Below are 17,985 nucleotides of genomic sequence, written 5' to 3'. Positions count from 1 at the left end.
CGGTTGGTCGCTAGGTCGTGGGGGTCAGGTTCTTTGAGTGATGACAACACCTCGTCGAGCGCAGCGAACGCTGCGTCCAGACTGTCGGCGGCCGACGCTTCGTAGTCAGGGCATGATCATCAGCTGTGCAATGGCCGACGAATTCATTGTTGAGTTTTTCCATCCGCTGTCTGGTTCGAGCGACCTGTTCTGGGAGCGCACGCAGAGCGTTGACGACCTCGCCCAATTGCGACCGGGCTGCGGCGGCGATGTCGAAGATGTCGCGCGGGTTGGCTTCCGAAATCCCCGGTAATAGACCTTTTTGGCGATGATTTCCGGGATGGTCTCGAGCCGCACGGTCCTGCCTTCCACCACGCGGGTCTAGAACGGCTTCGTTGTTAGCGCTCCGGCAACGATGAAGTCGATTTCGCCAACGTCTTCGAAGGCGAATTTCTGGAACCGAAGCCCGTCGCCCAAATAGTCGGACGGCATCGTTTCAAAGTGCTGGTGGCTTTTGGATGGTCGATGACCGAGCAATTGAGGGTCGTCGAGGAAAATATCGATGTCGTGGCTTTCGCGATGGCCGATCTGGATCATCATAGCCGTTCCGCCGCCAAATGACCATTCAAAGTCGTAGCCCCGGCATTCCCGCGAAGCTGGCCGATCAGGTCGATATAATACGAAAAAGCCGCCGCCATTCGGACGGGCGTCGGCTATCATGTCCAGCCATTACGCGGCGAGCGGATAGCTTTCGCCGGACCAGGCAGAGAACTTGGCGGCAAAAGCCTTCATCTCGTCGACCGCGAATGTGGTGCGCGGTTGCGAACTCGACTTGCTGGGCGAGAGGGACCTCGCCGAGAAAGGCGCTGACATGAGCGGGATGCTGCTTGGCCAAATCGAGATCCGCAAAGCAATCGGCCAGCGCCGCGTCGTCCAGCTGTACGCTGCAGGGCGCGTTCACGGTCGTCAAGACGGATGCCAAATGCTTGCTCATAATGGCCGCAAGGTAATCGTTTCGGGTCGGAGACACAAGTTGCCGCCTCCTTCGCCGTAGAGTGGCCCGATACAATCACGATCGATATTGCCACCTCTTATCGATAGTGATCGCATAGTTCCCTGATTCGACTCTCAACCGCTCATATCAAGCGATTACTTCCATGTATCTGCTGCGCTAGCCCGTCCTGGCCTTGGAGTGTCGCTCCTCACCTCCTCCACCACTCACCAGCCCGATGGCAGTATCGCCCGCCAGCAGCTTCTCCTTGCTGGGCAGCGCGGCAACCTCAATCGCCTCGAAATCGGGCAAATCCCGCAGTGTGTCGAGGCCGAAGTGCAACAGGAAGGTCTTGGTCGTGACGTAGGTGTAAGGCGTGCCAAATTCAGCGGGCAGGCAGACGTTGACCCACACTTAGAGCATTGAGGCACTCGAGCCGCCCTCAGGCGGTGCCTCAAAAGCTCGCGGGCCAGATCGCCTCGGTTCGGAGACAGACAGGCTCAAGATATCCACGCCAGAGACGGCGAGCTGGAGCGTATGCTCGGCATTGCGAAGAAGAACATGTTGGCCTTTGCCGGGCGCCAGGCAGGACCGTCGCACGACCTGGCAATGCCAAGAGTTCGCACGGCGTTGTCTCCGACGATGCTGGCAGATGTTCTGCAATGACTGGCAACACATGGACGCACCAGAGCGGAACCAGAAACGATCGAATTTCGCCCATAAGACTCGGCGAAACAGAACACCCCAGCGTAACAGGTCGCCGGCCGACGCGACCAGGTCAAGCAAGGGTTGGTAAGACCAGCTATTGGCCTGCTGGCTTGCAGCGGTCACCTCACGCTGGAATGCTGGATTGCGGCGCAAAAACTCCCATGCCCTTTCGCGCGGCGTCATACCAGTGGTGCAGTCATATGATCGTTCATCCCGCCCATCAGCCTCGACCGCGCCAGTCACGAGAACTGCAGGCACGACTGTGCCCCCTTGCCCGCCCCCACGGACGTCCAAACATCATGCAATTTGGCAAAGCACCGGCGCCGAAGCCACCCGACCTCGATGACGCCATTTCGTCGAAGCATGTGTCGTCGGCACTGTGCAGGGCAGAAGCAGGCTGTCGGTCCCGCGCAGCGACAGCAAGCGCGGCCTGAGCATGCGAAGGGGGTCGCTTTGATAGGAGTGCCCGGCTGGGTTCCGTTCAGGACGTTCCCTGAAGACCTGGTGGCGTGGCGGTGGCTTCGACGCTGGTTGTGGGCAGGTTGTCGTAGCCGGGTGCTATAAGCTTAGTCATCTAGGTCTCCTGGGGGAAATTTCCGCCATTGGAGGCTAAGTTTCACGCTATGCCAGCCCGTATTGTACAGGTGAAGCCGACTGGTCAGTGGACCGCAAAACGAACGGCGCGCCGCTTCTCTTTGGTGATGCTCGCGCCGCGCTTTCTTCGCGGACGGTATGGAGATGAAGCGCGGCATGCCCCTGTAGCAGCCGATTTCACAACCAGACTTGCGCCCGAACGCCCCTTTTGCTGCGGCATACCAATGCGTGGCGTCAGGAAGACTTCGTCGACCATTAGCCGTCTCGCTGAGATACTACCGAGCCCGAGCTCCCCTATCCTAGACCCTCGTATCGCATATCGACGGCCCCACATCAGCCCAAGTTGCGATGGGGACCAGCCCCATGCGTTCGCCCGAATGCAGCTTCCTGGCTTGATCGACAGCAATCAAGGGGACGGTGCAGGCCAAGATTGCGGCAGGGCTTGGGCAACCATCAGGTCGCCCAAGGGGTGCCCCACCCTTCTCGTCAGAACTCAGCTGCTTCCAGCTGGCGGCTGAAACTCACAGGCGCAGCCAGCTTGGTCTCTAACCGCATCGATCGCATCATGGTGTCTGCCATGAAGATCGTGCCCACTGGAGTGGTGTAGCTGACGGCATTGGTCGCCGTGCTCTCCGGCATGGGCCGGAATTGATCAGCGCGCCACTGCCGGCAGGCTGATGAGCGGATCATCGCTCATTTGGCTGATGGTCTCAAGAGTCATGTAGCGCGCCCGCTGCACGGCCCATTCATCATTCTGTTCAAGCAGCAACGCGCCGACGAGACGGACAATGGCATCGTCATTGGGGAAGATGCCGACGACCTCGGTGCGCCGCTTGATCTCGCCGTTGAGACGCTCGATCGGATTCGTCGAGTGGAGCTTGGTGCGATGTTCCTTGGGGAAGGTCATGTAGGCCAGCACGTCGGGCTCGGCCTCGTCCATGATTGTCGCCAGCTTCGGCACCTTCGGCCGGATCTGGTCGGCGACGGCACGCCATTGGGCGCTGGCAGCCTCGGGCGTCTCCTGGGCGAAGGCGGTCGCGATGAAGGCCGAGACGACCCTGCGGCCGCTCTTGCCGGCGTGCGCCAGCACGTTTCGCATGAAGTGGACCCGGCAGCGCTGCCATGTGGCGCTGAGCACCTTGGTGACGGCGGCCTTGAGGCCCTCATGAGCATCGGAGACGACAAGCTTGACGCCGCGCAGGCCGCGACGGGTCAGCTTGCGCAGGAACTCGGTCCAGATCGGCTCGGCCTCGGAGGTGCCGACCTCCATGCCCAGCACCTCGCGGCGGCCGTCCGCGTTGACGCCGACGGCGATGATGACGGCGACCGAGACGATGCGGCCACCGCGGCGCACCTTCAGGTAGGTGGCGTCGATCCACAGGTATGGCCAATCGCCCTCGATCGGCCGCTCGAGAAAGGCCTTCACCTTGCCGTCGATCTCCTCGCAGAGCCGGCTCACCTGGCTTTTGGAGACGCCGCTCGCGCCCATCGCCTTGACCAGGTCGTCGACCGAGCGCGTCGAGATGCCCTGCACGTAGGCCTCCTGGATGACCGCGGTGAGCGCCTTCTCGGCCATGCGTCGCGGCTCCAGGAAGCTGGGGAAGTAGGAGCCCTTCCTCAGCTTTGGGATGCGCAGCTCGACCGTGCCGGCCCGCGTCTCCCAGTCCCTGTCGCGATAGCCGTTGCGCTGGACAAGCCGCAGCGGGTTCTTCTCGCCATGGGCCGCGCCGGTCGCCGCGCCCACTTCCAGCTCCATCAGCCGCTCAGCGGCAAAGCCGATCATCTCGCGCAAGATATCGGCGTCGGGGGTCTTCTCCACGAGCGTGCGCAGGTCCATCATGTCGTCGGTCATCGGTGCTTCCTTCGAATCAGGTTGTGTCAGCAACCCAACCCTACCGAAGAACATCGATGACCACCGCTACGCCGCTCGCTCGCTACGGCGCTGTTGAGGGCGCGCTCGCGAGCGGCTTCGCTACCGCCGAGCTACACCACTCAGCGGGGCACGACCGCCATGAATCCGTGTGCGTGAAGCGCTCCAGAGCGAAGATGTTGGGCGTCAACCAGGTTCACCAATGAGCTTCACTGCTCGAGTTCTGCACGGTGTCACCGCCTGGCGCCGGAGGTTGATCCGGTGATTAGGAGGAGCACTCGTTGTCGGATTCTCGACGATGTCGGACATGTGACACAACGCTTCCAGAGCGATCGCATTGTTCCGAAACGATTTTCCCAGTTGGCACGACAATTGCGGTCCCTATGCGCAAAAGCACTGCGATGCCGCACCGACTGGAAGAACTCATCAATGATCACGCTTTTCGAACATGTGGGCGCCGCTACCAACACTAAGCGTTCCCGATCAAACGGAAGCCTCTATCCCTTCTTTCTGAAGGCTGTCCGGACATGAACGCATTTGATGTCCGTCCAACGCTGGATGCTCCCGACGACGATCCCTATGTCTGGCTTGAAGATGTAGAGGGCGAGCGGGCACTTGCCTGGGCCGCCGGCCAATCGGCAAAGACCCTGAAGCACTTCGGTGGAGCGCAATTCGAGCGCGACCGCGCGGCTCTGACAGCCATTTTCGACAATCGCGACAATCTTCCCCTGATCGCGCGCCGTAGTCAGTACCTCTACAATTACTGGCGAGATGACGGTAATCCACGCGGACTGTGGCGCCGGACCACCCTTGCCGCCTACATGAAGGCGGATCCCCAATGGGAGCTACTGCTCGATCTGGATGCTCTCGCGGCTAGCGACGGAGAGGACTGGATCTGGGACGGCGCGTCCATCGAGCCGGAGAGACGGGAAAGAGCCGTTCTGCGCCTGTCGCGCGGCGGCAGCGACGCGGTCGTGCATCGCGAATTCGACCTGATCTCTCTGAGCTTTGTCGCCGACGGCTTCAACCTCCCCGAGGCCAAAGGCTACGTTAATTGGCTGGACCCTGACACGCTTCTGCTTTCCAGTGCGCTTGGTAATGGCATGGCCACCCGCTCCGGCTATGCGCGCACCGTTCGACTGTGGAAGCGTGACGCGGATCCCCTCACCACGCCGGCAATCTTCGAGGCCGGGTTCGAAAGCTTCCAAGTGTCTGGTCATTCGGACCGCACCGGCCGCAGCGAGCGCCTTTGGTTCATCGAGCAGCCGGCCTTCTTCGAGAAGATCAGTTGGATCGGCGATAGGAGCGGGCCGAGGAGGCAGATCGATCTTCCTCGCGACGCGTCGTGGCGGGTCTTCGGCGACTGGCTGGCGGTAAGGCCGCGCAAGCCCTGGACGGTGGGAGGCACCACCCATCCCGCCGACGCGCTGATCGTCATCTCGCTTTCCTCTTTCCTCGCTGGCGGACGCCGTTTTGAGACCCTGTTTCAACCAGGGGAAAGGCGCTCCATGCAGTCATTCTTCTGGAATGACGGGAAGCTCATTATCTCTTACCTCGTCAATCTCGCACCGCGTTTCGAGATGTTCACTCCCAGCCACCAGGAATGGACGCGCCGAGTCCTGAACACCCTGCCCGCCGAAGGTAGTGTCGACGTCTGGTCATTCGATGCGGCAGTTCACGAGACCAATGGAGAGGTCCTGATCTGTGCTCAGGATCCGATCACGCCGCCGCAGCTCTTGCTGTTCGATCTGAATGCCGCGCCGTCTCTCAGCGCTTCAGCAATCCTGAAGCGCAGCCCGGAGAATTTCGATGCATCCGGACTGGTGGTCACGCGCCACGAGGCAGTCTCTATCGATCATGAACTGATCCCCTATACGCAGGTTGGTCCGGCGAACGGGAACGGAGATGCTCCGATTCACCTTTCCGCTTATGGCGGGTTCGGCGTATCACTCCTGCCCTACTACAACTCCCCTCTGGGCAAGCTGTGGCTCGAGCGCGGCGGCACGTGTGTCGAGGCGAACATCCGCGGCGGCGGCGAGTTCGGCACCCGCTGGCACGAAGCCGGGCGCAGGGAGGGCAAGCGTCTCGCCCATGACGATTTCGCCGCCGTTGCCGCCGACCTCGTGCGAAGGGGCATCACCCTGCCGAGGCGGATTGCCGCCGAGGGTGGCTCAAATGGCGGCCTGCTGATCGCAAACATGCTGACCCGCTATCCTGAGCATTTCGGGGCTCTGTTCTGCACAGCACCGCTTATCGACATGCGTCGCTACACCAAGCTCTTGGCGGGCGCGAGCTGGATCGACGAATATGGCGATCCGGACAAGGTTCACGATTGGGCTTTCCTGAAGGAAATCTCCGCCTATCACGCCGCAGCGCCGGGACAGCCCTATCCGCCTATCCTGATCGCCACCACGAAACGCGACGACCGCGTCCATCCGGGCCATGCGCGCAAGATGGCCGCAAAACTGCAGGCTCTTGGCTATCCCGCTTACTTCTACGAGGCCAGCGCAGGCGGGCACGGCTGCGGCGAGGACAATCGGGAGCAAGCCGCATTCATCAGTCTAGGCACCAATTTTCTCCGCAGCGCAATCGGCTTCAACGATCACTTTCCGGAGACGGCGGAACGCGTTGCAACGCAAGTGGGGCATTTGAGGTCCATCAACAATTCATTCGAGCAGGAGACGAAATAGTGCAGTGCATCCTTTCTGAACATCAAGGAGTGAATCTCATGGCGAGAACGCGAATGGGCGTAGCGCGGGCAACAGCAGCGGCGGTGGCCCTGATCATGGTGGGACAGCAGGCCGTCGCCGCGGAGCCTGCGCAAGCAGAGACCGTCCTGGCGGAGACGGGAGCCTCGGTCACCGAAGCGCCAATCCCTTGGCAGGTCCGCCTGCGGGCGTTGGGCGTCGTTACGAAAGATCTGGGCTACGTTGATACGCTTCCCGGCTCCGGTCTTTCGTATTCGGACACGGTGACGCCGGAACTCGATATCTCGTATTTCTTCACCGACAACATCGCCGCCGAACTCATACTCGGTACCACTTATGCCAACATCGCGGGCCAAGGGACGATCGGAGGGTTGGGCAACGTCGGCAAAGTTTGGCTGCTGCCGCCGACGCTCACGTTGCAGTACCATTTTACCGATCTCGGCGCGTTCAAGCCTTATGTCGGCGCCGGCGTGAACTACACGATCTTCTACAACCAGGACACTGGCAGCGCTGATGCTCTCAAGGTGAAGAACACGTTCGGCACGGCGCTGCAGGTCGGATTCGACTACATGGTGGACCAGCACTGGGGCCTCAACTTCGACGTGAAGAAGCTTTTCCTGAAGCCGGACTTCGACGTCACGGTGGCCGGCGCGAAGCTGACGGGGAAGGCGGAGCTCGATCCCTGGCTGATAGGCGCAGGTGTCACCTACCGCTTTTGAATATCAGAGTGAAGTCTGCTTCCCGACTGCCGGTTTAAATGAAGGGCGCCTCGCGCGCCCTTTTTTACGGTCGACACTGCAGGGCGAGACCTCATGAAGCCGATTGTCGAGAGGGCGGGGCTCTCTTCCGGCGGACCAAGAAGGTGAACTGGCCAGCTGGCCCCGCGCCTGAGATGGAGTGCTCAGAAGCGCTTTGAATCGGGACGGGCTTTGGTATTGTGGGTGGAATGCTTCAGCCAGACTATTTGCCAGCATCGTCTCCCGGACGTCATGTCTGAGCTTCGTGTCAGCGCAAGGCGAACACGCGGCTCCTAGATGCCGACACGATGGCTGGTTCAGCCATACTGCGACAGTTGCCTGTTTTTTCGGTTCCTTTGCTGTTCGCGCGCTAACCGCAACGCTCCATACTAGTCTCGCGTGCCTGTCCCCGTGGGGCGGGCAACAGAAAGCGATTAGGCCCGCTGAAAGAGGCGGACCGCATCCGAAGGACCGTAAACAAGAGAAGGACCTGAAGCGAGAGCGAAGATTGCGGCAGGCCGCGGCGGGCCTAAAAGGGAATGCCGACCACCCCACGTCCCAGGAAAAGCTGACAAAAACGCAGCGTCCGACTGTCCAATAGGATGCGCCCGCGCGAGGGCGAGCTAAATGGCAGGGGCTGCCGGGGGACCTAAGAAAAGCGTGGGTTCACAAGCACCCGGCGCGCGCCATCAGGCCGCCAGCTACTTGGAGGGCGGGTGCATCAGCCCTGTTTGTCGGGCCGAACCAGATCCATGTGGCTGACGCCGAGGGCCAATGCCAGTTCATAGATCGTGATAATTGTCGGATTTCTTCGGCCTTTCTCCAAGCCGCTGATGTACTGCTGACTGAACCCGGAAATCTCCGCAAGCTGCTCCTGCGTCAGGCGCTTCCTTTGCCTGATCCTCTGCACATTCCGTCCGACCAACTTGCGCATATCCATGCACGCAAGCCAGCGGATCAGGCGGCTTGAGTTTATCAACTATAATATGTAATCCACATTTAGCAGGCACAGGGCTTCGCGGGTCCATTGGCCGGAGATAGAATTAGCGATGTTGCAGCCCAGATCGAACACGCCGTTCGCCGACGAGGTCCCCTGGTCGGACCGCATTACAGCCTACGACAAGGACCACTTTACAACCTATATGAGGCTCCTGGACGCCTCGGCAGACAACGCCACTGAAGAGGAAATGGCCAAAGTGATCCTCGGCATTGATCCGGCACGCGAACCTGAGCGCGCACGCAACGTTCTTCGCAGTCATCTCGACCGTGCAAACTGGGTGGTGACGAGCGGCTACAAGGATTTGTTCGCCAGTTGACGAAATGGGCGGTGCGGTCGCTTCGCTTCAAGCAACGAAGTCGCGTAACACCATGCATCGACGTATCACCACAGCGCGGATGGCCCAGCGCTTCGCTGTCTCATCATTTTGTCCTCCGCTCGCCAATGGCTGCTTCCCAGGAATGGGTGCGTCGGCGAATCATGACAGGAACGGGTCCGCCGTCTGAGCCGCACCGCATCCGAAGGGCCGGATGGACAACCTACTGAAAGCTCACAGCTGGCTAAGGGTTGCGGGACGCCGCGGCGGGCCTAGAAGGATGCGGCGCCACCTGCTGGGAAAGGCACAAATAGAGCGAATTGCGAGAGTCTAACGACGCGCTAGGAGGCGCAGCGGAATGGTCGAGACGCCAGAGCCAAGAAAAGCGGGGCTCGACCCACCGGCACACGGCACGCGCGGTGATGGGCGCGGGCGCCCACTACGTGCGCAGGCTCAACAGAATCTCACACGGATCAGCATCGAGGGCCGCAGTTACGTCGAGAAACTCAATGATATCGAGACGCCGCTCGCCACCCTCATATTTCGCCACGAAAGATTGCGGACGACCAAGCTTCTCAGCCACCTGCGCCTGCGTCAGCCCTTTGACATTGCGCAGTGAGATCAACTGGGCCAGAAACCGCTGGTGGCGGGGAGATCGAAGAGATTTGGGCATTTAGGTGAACCGGTCAGGTAGAGACCGGCTCAGCGACTAATCCCCGTTTCGGATTATCCCATTTTGGGATATTCTGCCTTGGATCCAGCGATCAACATGCGAGGTTCGCGGCAGACATGAATCGATCAACGGGAACAGATAGGACTCAAAGCTCAACACTGCTCGACGAAGTCCCTTGGTCTGACCGTCTTACCGCCTACGACAGGGCGCACTTTACCATCTATATGAGGCTCCTGGACGCCGCAGCCGATGAGGCGCCCGAAGAGGAAATGGCCCAACTGATCCTCGGCATTGATCCGGCACTTGAACCGGAGCGCGCCAGGAAGGCGCTTCGTAGTCATCTCGACCGTGCGAACTGGATGGTGACGAGCGGCTACAAGGAATTGTTCGCCAGCTGACAAATTCGCAGTGCTCGGTCATAGAAGCAGGCAGTTCCTGTGCCATTGGTCAGGCTGATCGGGGCCTGCACCACAGACGCGCCGGCAAAATGGACCCGGTGGCGAGCACAATTCAGTTCCCAGGAAATCGGGTTTTGGCAATTGTCCGAGCGTCTGACGTGATAGAAGGTTCCGCTCTGTCTGGATGGGTATTAGCCCGGAGCAGCACTCCATATCGTACCGGCGCTCGACGAAGGGTCCACCTCTTCGCTTTCAAGCCGCATAACCGATAGCCATCGCCCTAAGTCAAGGGTTAGAGATTACCGGCAGGCAGGTATGCAAGCGGGCCATCCTCGGAAACTATATAACCGCACGACTAGCTCGTCAGCGACGAAACACCCGCTCGAGCACCCATAGACTATGATCACCGGCGCGGACTGGAACTATACGGCTGCATCGCCCGAGCCGGCGGAACAGAAGATCTCGGCATCCAGTCAACGCTCGATACAAAGCGCGCGATCGAATGGCCCGAGCACAAGGGGATCAAAAAGCTTCTCAGAGAATTGAGGACCCTTCGGACCCCAAAAGGGCTATAGCCTGATTTTGGGTTCGCACGCCTAGCTTCTTCTTGGCATTGTCCAAATGAAAAGCGATCGTGCGTGGCTTGATACCCAAGATGCGGCCGGTCACCCAGGCTGAATTACCCCGCGCTGCCCACCTCAGGCACTCATATTCGCGGGATGTCAGCGAAATCCCATCCACTGTTCGATCGCTCGGCAATTTGCGGCGAACGCAACGATGAAAGCAGGCCGCCATCAGTTGAAGAGCTTGTTCGTACCGCTCAGCGACCCGAAGAAATACTGGACGAGGCTCATCGGCGGCAAAAGTAACCGCAGCGATGCGGCCGCGGAGATCGACAATTGGGATCGTCAAACCGCAGCAGATGCTGAATTGAGCCGCCTCATCGAATAGCTGCTGTTGAGCCGGCGACATTTTATCGCCTCCCAAATTCGATCCCCAGTGAAACGGGCAGCCGCCATTTCGAGCACGCAAGACCACAGGATCGAGTTTCTCATACTGATTTTCCAGATACTGTCTGGTCCAGCGGGTTGGATAGTTCGAAATTAACCTCGGTTTGCCGGAAGGCCGTGCTGGCAAGGAGAGGTAGGCAAAGAAGATTAGGTCAAGTCGTCCGGCCGCCTCAGCCATGGCATCCCGGAAATCTGCCTCATCGATACTCTGTGACAGTCTTTCAAGGAATGTCTCGAAAACAAGTGGCATGTCCCTCGTCATCGTCGCGCTCGATTCTTCCTCTTTCTGCACGCCTTCCGGCTGCGTCGTGTATGTCCGACAAACGCGATTGAATTCGCGGGCGTCGCTGGGCTGACCGGGCTCCAGAATGCTGCCCTGCATTAAGTCATGACCGCCCCTGCACCGACCAAATCAGGAGAAATCATCCTGCGCTGACCAAAAGCCATCATTGACCCCAGCTTTTGCAGGAATTTGGGTCGGCATTAGCATAACAATTCGGATAGCCGCTCATCCCCCACCCGGGGCGCCGTGATCCGCAAAGAAGTGTTGCGATGCTTTCTTTTCTTTGATAGGCAAATCGTCTCAACAATATTAAAATGCCTTTCCTTGTGAACGGGGTGGTGTGTGAGTATCGTGCTTTTATATACCTGATGTGGTAAAATACACCGCAATGATTATTCTGCTCTTTGTGATGTGAAGGAAGATAATCTTCGGCATTGCCGCACTTTGGAACCGGCGACCGTGGCCCGCTGCAATGATGTAAAGGGCACGTCTAAGCTCAATCTGCATCGGAACGTGCAGATGACCTTTACCAGACCCTCGATCCCGCACGGGCCATAATGATACTGATTACGTGGGTCAAAAAGGGCGCCCTGCCGGCGGGGAGGTACACCCGCAGGGCGCGCCGCACAGAGGTCCTGGTCGTTGGGCAACAGGACAGCGGCGGCAGAACTGATTCGGTTACAAATCGTGACTGAAATAGCCCGGAGCATGCTCAAGATCAGATATCTGGAATTCAACAGTTTTGGGTCTGCTCGGCGCAGTAGCGCGCAGGGACATGCCTGCCTCCGGACTCGCTCCTTCGCGATCGCAAAATCATACGGCACCCTCGGCCTTCAGCGCGCGATAGGTGGTATCGACCGACTTTACCGTCGCGTCGACAATGATGTCGATCTCTTTTCGGGTAATGATCAGGGGGGGTGCATAACCGAGGATGTCGCCATGCGGCATGGCCCGTCCGATGACACCATTCTCAAACAGAGCAGCTGCAGTGCGCACCCCGACCTGAAGGTCGGGTTCGAATGGTATCCTTTGTTTTGGGTCCCGCATCATCTCTACGGCCGACAGGATACCCACTCCGCGAACTTCACCAACGATGGGATGTCCCGCCAGCTCGGCCTTCATCCGGTCTTGCCAATACGGTCCAACATCGCGGACATGCTCCAAAATATTTTTTTCTTTAAGCAGTCGAATATTGGCGAGCGCGGCTGCGGCACAAAGCGTGTGCCCCGAATATGTCCAGCCGTGGCCGAGTGCGCCGTGCTTCTCAGTTCCTTGTTCCAAAACCGACCAGACACGGTCGCCAATGATTGACCCGGAGATGGGGAGGTAGGCGGAACTCAAACCCTTTGCGATGGTCACGAAATCCGGACGCATGTTATACAGGTGGGAACCGAACTTCTCGCCGGTTCGCGCGAAGCCGCAGACCACTTCATCCGCGATTAGAAGGATATCGTATTTGTCGAGCACCGCTTGAATGGACGTCCAGTACCCTTTGGGGGGCGGCACAATACCTCCTGTCCCAAGTACCGGCTCTCCGATAAAAGCTGCAACCGTTTCCGGTCCTTCGGCCAGGATCAAGGCTTCAAGCTCATCGGCACAGCGCCGGGAGAACGCTTCCTCGCTCTCCTCGACACGCGCCTGGCGGTAATAGTGCGGCGTGGTTGTATGGCGCACCAAATCCAGAGGCAGGTCGAAGAAATTGTGAAAGAAGGGAAGGCCAGTTAGGCTACCCGTGACCAATCCAGACCCGTGATAGCCGCGATTTCGCGAGATGATCTTTTTCTTTTCGGGCCGGCCAAGAATGTTATTATAGTACCAGACCAGCTTGATGTTGGTTTCGTTGGCATCGGAACCGGAGAGGCCGAAATAGACCCTTCGCATGTTCTGACCGAAATACTCGACCACGGCCTCTGCCAACAGGGCGACCGGCTCCGTACCTTGGCTGGCATAGACGTGCGCGAACGGCAATTCGTGTGCTTGCCTGGCAATGGCCTCGGCGATCTCCGTGCATCCATATCCCATGTTGACGCAGTAGAGTCCTCCGAAACCGTCGAGGCTCCTTCGGCCTTCGGTGTCCCAGATATAGACGCCTTCCGCACCGGCCATAATCCTATTTGGCGTTTCGCCTCGGCTGTGCTTGGCCAAATGCGTAGAAGGATGGAAGACGAAGCTTCTATCCTTCTCCCGGAGTTGCTCGGTTCCCAGATTGCTCAAGCGCATGTCCCTCTCCTCGCGATAAATTGGCGGAGGGCACTCGGCCAGCCACCTGTTTAGCAAATAGCATACCGGAAACGTCCCTTGAGTTTCTCGGGAATGCAGGTTATTCGCCGTGGAATTCGCGGGATCGGCCCGAATTGCCGTGAAAACTAAGGCGTCACCTTCGCCTTAGCCGAGGGTCGGGGGCGCGTCCTGCAAACACGAACAGCTTACGACGCGCATGCGCCCAGCATAGTGCCCGATTAGCGGGCGATATTGAAGGATGAATAGCGCTCGGGACGCTGTTCCCGCCGGCCGCGCGCGGCACGATAGAGCGCCGGCGGCCATGTTCCGCCGAACTGCCGGTCATCCCTTACATTCTGACGGTCCGGATCGGTCTTGCCCTTCCCAAGGGTGGTAATGCAGGTGATCAGGGGCAAAGCACATTCGCCTCGATCAGCAGGCAGCCGGGTTCCGTGCCGGTACAGGTCCAACCTGGTTGGCCAGCGCTGAGAGGCTGAGGTCGTGCCCTCGCGCATATTGATCGCTTTGGCGGTGCGGCGGCTGGTGCTCGGCAGACTTCTCGAAGGAGCATAACCAGAAGGTTCGGCCCGGCAAAGACGCGCGGCGAGAGCTCCTTGCCATCGACATCTTGATTCGCAGCCGACCAGCGCCGCCAAGTTCTATCGTCAGCGTGTTGCCTTTCTTGCGATCGCAAATTCGTGGTTGCTGCGCAGGGCGAGCCGAGCTGCGGCTTGCAGGAGGGGGCAGCCGACAGAATTGCGCGGCCTGAAAAGCTGCCTCCATCAATGCTGGCCGCTCGTGCAGTCTCGAAACGCTGGATCAAGCCTCAAACGTCGAACAGCCGCTCCTTTTCCTCGCTAAACCAGCGCCCTCGCGCGACGTGATCTTGCCTGACGATCCGACGCTTCGAGCGGGGCTCCTCTAATAGGTTGCAGATGACCTGCAGCTTTCAGCCAAACTCAGCAAATCGGACGTCTTCTTATCATCGCTCGGCAAGCTCGGAACAGGCTGGCGGACGTTGCTAAGGCTAGTCGCCGCCAGCGGATGGCGAGGATGTTTTGGCGGCTAAGTGCTTTTAGGTGGGCGATTATAAGCCGAGATCGCGATAGGTGCTTTCGCCATAGCTCCTGGCGCCATCGCCACGCTGAGCGTTTGAAAGCCGATGAAATTCGCTCGGCCAATTGGCTAGCGCGTGCTTGATGGCCTTCATCTTGAACGGCACGTGCACAACACATTTGTCCCTGATGATAGGCGGACAGCTCGCATCTTGTTGCCGCGAGCCATTAAGGTTTGCTGCGATTATCGGCAGACCTAGATCAAGGGCCAATTCCATTTCCCAGCGCACGAAGCGAAAAAGGTTTTTCGTTTTCTCACCGATCAGGACAAGCACCTGGCTCGATCCATTCATTCTGTTGCGAAGATTGCGTTTAACATAATCTTCGTCCTGTGCTCGGCTCGTCATATTGTCCAGATCGTGAGCGTTCGCGAATTCAAAACTCACATTCTCGCTGGCATTCCACCCTTTCATAAAGCGGTATGCCCAAGCGTCTTCATCGCCGTCAAATATTACATAGGTCGGATCGCTGTATGCCATTGTTGTCTCTTAGTTGTTTTGACGAGCAACCCACTGGGTGTGCTCCCGTGAGAAAGCCAGTTCGGCTTCGTTCACCGCGGCGGAGAATGCCTCATCCGAGTTGGCGTCCGTAATAAGGTCGGCAGTCAAGCCGATCTCGTGAGCTGTCAACGTGTAAGCCGATGCCAATTCGTTAAATTTCTTGATCTGGGTCCACCCGATAAGCGAGGCGGCGATGACAATTAGCGGCTCGGTCGGCCAGCCTGGCATCGCGGGGTCAGCGATGCGTACTACGATGAACGAGAATCCCAGAGCGTATGCAAAAATACCAAGGCCCATCCAGACTTTCGCGGACCTCTTGTTCGAGCGCGCCTTCTTCTCGTACCACATCCGTTGGTCGCAGATTCGTCTCTGCAGATATAGGTCTTTTCTTTCTTTTAGCGGGGAGTCCCTTATCGACATCATCTGGTCGGTTGTTTGGGGGGATGCTGAATCGGTGCCGCTCAACGCGCTACCAAGGTGACGATTGCTATCAAGGATACCTTCCATGAGCTTTCGAAAATCAGCTCTGGCGTCAGCGGCGCGCGCGTCATCGAACGGCTGTGCTCGCATCGCGAAGCGCCAAGTCAATGTCTTCACCGACTCTGCCAGAGCTCGAGCCTGATACCAGACCTGCTCGGGCTTTGTGACCGACCGGAAAATGAGGACTCCCATTGAGCAAAGAAATACCGCAGCATAGACACCGAAATAGGCTTTTGATGGCGACAAGTCCAAAGAGAGCACCGACGCTAAAAAAAGAAGAACGTACTCTGCCCGGATCAGGCGGAGAAACGTCGCCTGCTGCTCGTTGGATGCCACGTCGGCGCTATTATAGAGTCCAGGATATTTCATTTTTGAAGCACACCAGTCTATTTTGTGGCGGTAAATTCTTTAAGCCAGGATTTGGCAAACGTGAGGTTAGCAGTCGAGCTTACAGAGCCTATTCTTGAGCGAGGCGCGGTCCCTCTGTTCATAAACAGGAATGCAGGTCCTGTCCCATCAATGTAAGGGTATAGGCCCAAAAATTCTTGCCCGGAGAATGTTTCCGAAGAATTTTTTGCCACGGGCAGAACCGCTACCGCGGTCCGAAACCCATCGAAAAAGCCAAGCTCCCAAGGCATCCATCTGGATCCTGGAGAATTGTTTGAATGCACATAGATAAGCGTCTTTGACTGCCTCATACGGGTCCGCAGCAACTCGGCGGTGGCCGAGGAGACTTTTGTGCGGTCCAGTTGTGAATCTTCGACCCAATCTACGTAAGCAGTGAACCCAAGCTCCTCGAAAATTCGCTTCACACCGAGAACGATCTCTGCGTCCTTGAAAGAATGTGACAGAAAAACGTCGAATGACGATCTGGCTGTAGCTGCGGCCGTCTCTTCCTTTAGAACGATCGATGCGGCTCTATGTCCTCGACTGGCATTCGCAACTCTTTTCAGCTCTGCCTCGGTCAGTAGCACTATTCAAATCCCCCCATGATCTGTTCGCAATCTATGAACTTGACGCCCATTCGATTAAGCGACCCTTGTCTTGTGAAAACTGGCACCATGCTCTCCAGCCGGAGCGCAACCTCCACCTTCTCAAAGACCACGTCGGCCGGCAGGAGTGACCGGCCTTGTCACCCACTTACGCGACCCCGGCACAGCCATGCTCCTCGCTTAGAAGGCTGCGGAGACCAGCAATGTCAAACAGGACAGACGATCTCCTAATCTCGATCAGCAACGAACTTACGACGTAAAAACGCGATGGAGCGATCTCCGAATGTCCGCAGGCGTCGAGGGCCGGGTTGGTCGCCAAGGCCGAGCGGGCCAGCTTGCACTCCCGCTACCCGTCGGCTTGCCAAACCCTCGCTGTAGATTTCGCCCCCTACACGGATGCGCTGACCGCGACTAAGCTCAATCGCCACTGATCCAGGGCGAAAGCCCCCCTTGAGGTAGCGGTAGAGGCATTTTTCGGCACTTCGCATCGTAGATATCGACCAGGCACGATCGGTTTGGCTCTCGCCGCAACCGTGCTGGCCAAGTGCGTCCGATGGCTGCTTCGATCCTCTCCTGGAATAGATCGGTTCCAGATTGCTCAAGCGCATCGTCCTTGCTCGCGATCAACTGGCGGATAGCGCTCGGCCACCTTTTTCCAGCAATTAGTATACCGCAAATGTCCCTTGAGTTTCGTCGGAATGGGTGCCTTTTGCCGACGAATCTACGGGATCCGTGCCAAACGCCGTTGAAACTTAGCTTTTGGGTTTACCGTTGCCTCAGGGCGGACAAAGGTATCGGTGAATTGGACTTCACTGGTTTCGTGACGACAAGGCTATAGTATTGATCAATCCCCAAGCCCGCCTGCAGCAGTCCCTCCATGAAATCCTGATAGGCGGCCATAGAACGAGATGCGACCCGCATCAGATAATCCACGCGCCCCCCAATTGCCCAGCAGTCCAGGATTTCCGGAATGTCTTGGATAGCAGTTTCGAAGTGTCGTTGGTCCTCAAGACGATGACGATCCAGCACGACCTCCACCATCACAAAGATCATGCCGCCGATGAGGGCAGGACTCAGCCGCGCATAAAATCCCTCAATAATCCCCGCGGCCTTGAGTGCTCGGAGCCGCTCCGAACAGGCGGACGCCGAAAGATGAACTCGTTTTGCAAGCTCACTTTTTGAAATCCGACCGTCTGCCTGAATTTCGGAGAGGATCCGCAGGTCCCAACTGTCGAGTTGCACGGGATCGGGTTTCGATTTCATAACCTGTTGCTCTCAAGCAGCGATCGACAGCGCGCCGTGTGCCGATCAATCTATTATCAATAGAAACGACCGAATGTAGTAGTGGAAGGCATCCGTTCCAGGCCCGAGATGTGCTAGAATGGGTAAGAAAATCAGCTGAGGGTGAGCGATC

The 17,985-nt window shown here is 58.3% G+C and carries 15 protein-coding genes and 2 pseudogenes; 6 read left to right on the top strand and 11 right to left on the bottom strand.

Features of this window, described 5'->3' with window-relative positions; all coding sequences use genetic code 11:
* Positions 1 to 130: 130 nt before the first annotated feature.
* Positions 131 to 292 carry a hypothetical protein gene (locus EJ074_RS29790; RefSeq protein WP_158302656.1) on the top strand — a complete coding sequence of 54 codons (162 nt, stop codon included), beginning with the start codon at positions 131 to 133 and terminating at the stop codon, positions 290 to 292.
* Positions 293 to 360: 68 nt separating this feature from the next.
* Here EJ074_RS29790 and EJ074_RS29950 read toward each other — a convergent pair whose 3' ends face one another.
* Positions 361 to 579: a hypothetical protein gene (locus EJ074_RS29950; protein WP_207210048.1), complete on the bottom strand. Its 219-nt coding sequence runs from the start codon at positions 577 to 579 to the stop codon at positions 361 to 363.
* 172 nt (positions 580 to 751) lie between these two features.
* On the opposite strand from EJ074_RS29950, the gene EJ074_RS29785 reads away from it, so the two are divergent.
* Positions 752 to 1,033, top strand: a complete 282-nt coding sequence (locus tag EJ074_RS29785) for a hypothetical protein (RefSeq protein WP_164748801.1) — start codon at positions 752 to 754, stop codon at positions 1,031 to 1,033.
* Positions 1,034 to 1,150: 117 nt separating this feature from the next.
* Here the strand turns inward: EJ074_RS29785 and EJ074_RS18910 are convergent.
* Together EJ074_RS18910 and EJ074_RS18900 are read right to left on the bottom strand one after the other, a co-directional pair.
* Positions 1,151 to 1,351 (bottom strand): annotated as a pseudogene (locus tag EJ074_RS18910) (SMC-Scp complex subunit ScpB); the annotation flags it as partial.
* A gap of 1,573 nt (positions 1,352 to 2,924) precedes the next feature.
* The gene (locus EJ074_RS18900; protein WP_127863054.1) at positions 2,925 to 4,124 is read right to left on the bottom strand and encodes an IS256 family transposase; all 1,200 of its coding nucleotides are present in this window, start codon (positions 4,122 to 4,124) and stop codon (positions 2,925 to 2,927) included.
* A 545-nt stretch (positions 4,125 to 4,669) separates the two neighbouring features.
* Here EJ074_RS18900 and EJ074_RS18895 point away from each other — a divergent pair.
* The gene (locus EJ074_RS18895) at positions 4,670 to 6,832 is read left to right on the top strand and encodes a prolyl oligopeptidase family serine peptidase (RefSeq protein WP_129553654.1); all 2,163 of its coding nucleotides are present in this window, start codon (positions 4,670 to 4,672) and stop codon (positions 6,830 to 6,832) included.
* Positions 6,833 to 6,870: 38 nt separating this feature from the next.
* Positions 6,871 to 7,569: an OmpW family protein gene (locus tag EJ074_RS18890; RefSeq protein WP_129553653.1), complete on the top strand. Its 699-nt coding sequence runs from the start codon at positions 6,871 to 6,873 to the stop codon at positions 7,567 to 7,569.
* 739 nt (positions 7,570 to 8,308) lie between these two features.
* Here EJ074_RS18890 and EJ074_RS18885 read toward each other — a convergent pair.
* Positions 8,309 to 8,527 (bottom strand): helix-turn-helix transcriptional regulator, encoded by a 219-nt coding sequence (locus EJ074_RS18885; protein ID WP_126105025.1) that lies wholly within the window; start codon positions 8,525 to 8,527, stop codon positions 8,309 to 8,311.
* Between the two features lie 109 nt (positions 8,528 to 8,636).
* Between EJ074_RS18885 and EJ074_RS18880 the strand changes: the two genes are divergently transcribed.
* Positions 8,637 to 8,903 (top strand): DUF2285 domain-containing protein, encoded by a 267-nt coding sequence (locus EJ074_RS18880; protein ID WP_063169299.1) that lies wholly within the window; start codon positions 8,637 to 8,639, stop codon positions 8,901 to 8,903.
* A gap of 436 nt (positions 8,904 to 9,339) precedes the next feature.
* Here the strand turns inward: EJ074_RS18880 and EJ074_RS18875 are convergent, their stop codons facing one another.
* Complete coding sequence (locus EJ074_RS18875; RefSeq protein ID WP_126097360.1) at positions 9,340 to 9,573, bottom strand: helix-turn-helix transcriptional regulator; 234 nt, start codon at positions 9,571 to 9,573, stop codon at positions 9,340 to 9,342.
* 116 nt (positions 9,574 to 9,689) lie between these two features.
* Between EJ074_RS18875 and EJ074_RS18870 the strand changes: the two genes are divergently transcribed.
* Entirely contained in the window at positions 9,690 to 9,971 is a 282-nt protein-coding gene (locus EJ074_RS18870) for a DUF2285 domain-containing protein (protein WP_129553652.1), read from the top strand.
* Positions 9,972 to 10,505: 534 nt separating this feature from the next.
* On the opposite strand, the gene EJ074_RS18865 is transcribed toward EJ074_RS18870, so the two are convergent.
* The 6 genes and pseudogenes from EJ074_RS18865 to EJ074_RS18835 all read right to left on the bottom strand — a co-directional run bounded on the left by EJ074_RS18865 (position 10,506) and on the right by EJ074_RS18835 (position 17,834).
* Positions 10,506 to 11,243 carry a LuxR family transcriptional regulator gene (locus tag EJ074_RS18865; protein ID WP_127330824.1) on the bottom strand — a complete coding sequence of 246 codons (738 nt, stop codon included), beginning with the start codon at positions 11,241 to 11,243 and terminating at the stop codon, positions 10,506 to 10,508.
* A gap of 834 nt (positions 11,244 to 12,077) precedes the next feature.
* On the bottom strand, positions 12,078 to 13,484 hold the full coding sequence (locus tag EJ074_RS18860) for an aminotransferase (protein ID WP_063169303.1): 1,407 nt from the start codon (positions 13,482 to 13,484) through the stop codon (positions 12,078 to 12,080).
* Between the two features lie 190 nt (positions 13,485 to 13,674).
* Positions 13,675 to 14,094, bottom strand: a pseudogene (locus EJ074_RS18855) (IS66 family transposase); the annotation flags it as partial.
* A gap of 477 nt (positions 14,095 to 14,571) precedes the next feature.
* Positions 14,572 to 15,078, bottom strand: a complete 507-nt coding sequence (locus EJ074_RS18850; protein WP_126080675.1) for a TIR domain-containing protein — start codon at positions 15,076 to 15,078, stop codon at positions 14,572 to 14,574.
* A gap of 9 nt (positions 15,079 to 15,087) precedes the next feature.
* Positions 15,088 to 15,948 carry a DUF4231 domain-containing protein gene (locus tag EJ074_RS18845; protein ID WP_127862796.1) on the bottom strand — a complete coding sequence of 287 codons (861 nt, stop codon included), beginning with the start codon at positions 15,946 to 15,948 and terminating at the stop codon, positions 15,088 to 15,090.
* 1,388 nt (positions 15,949 to 17,336) lie between these two features.
* On the bottom strand, positions 17,337 to 17,834 hold the full coding sequence (locus tag EJ074_RS18835; RefSeq protein WP_063169306.1) for an Lrp/AsnC family transcriptional regulator: 498 nt from the start codon (positions 17,832 to 17,834) through the stop codon (positions 17,337 to 17,339).
* Between the last annotated feature and the right edge of the window lie 151 nt (positions 17,835 to 17,985).

This window comes from Mesorhizobium sp. M3A.F.Ca.ET.080.04.2.1, assembly GCF_003952525.1.
Taxonomy (GTDB): Bacteria; Pseudomonadota; Alphaproteobacteria; order Rhizobiales; family Rhizobiaceae; genus Mesorhizobium.
Note: the sequence above shows the minus strand (reverse complement) of the source record. Positions and strands in the feature narration are given on the sequence as shown.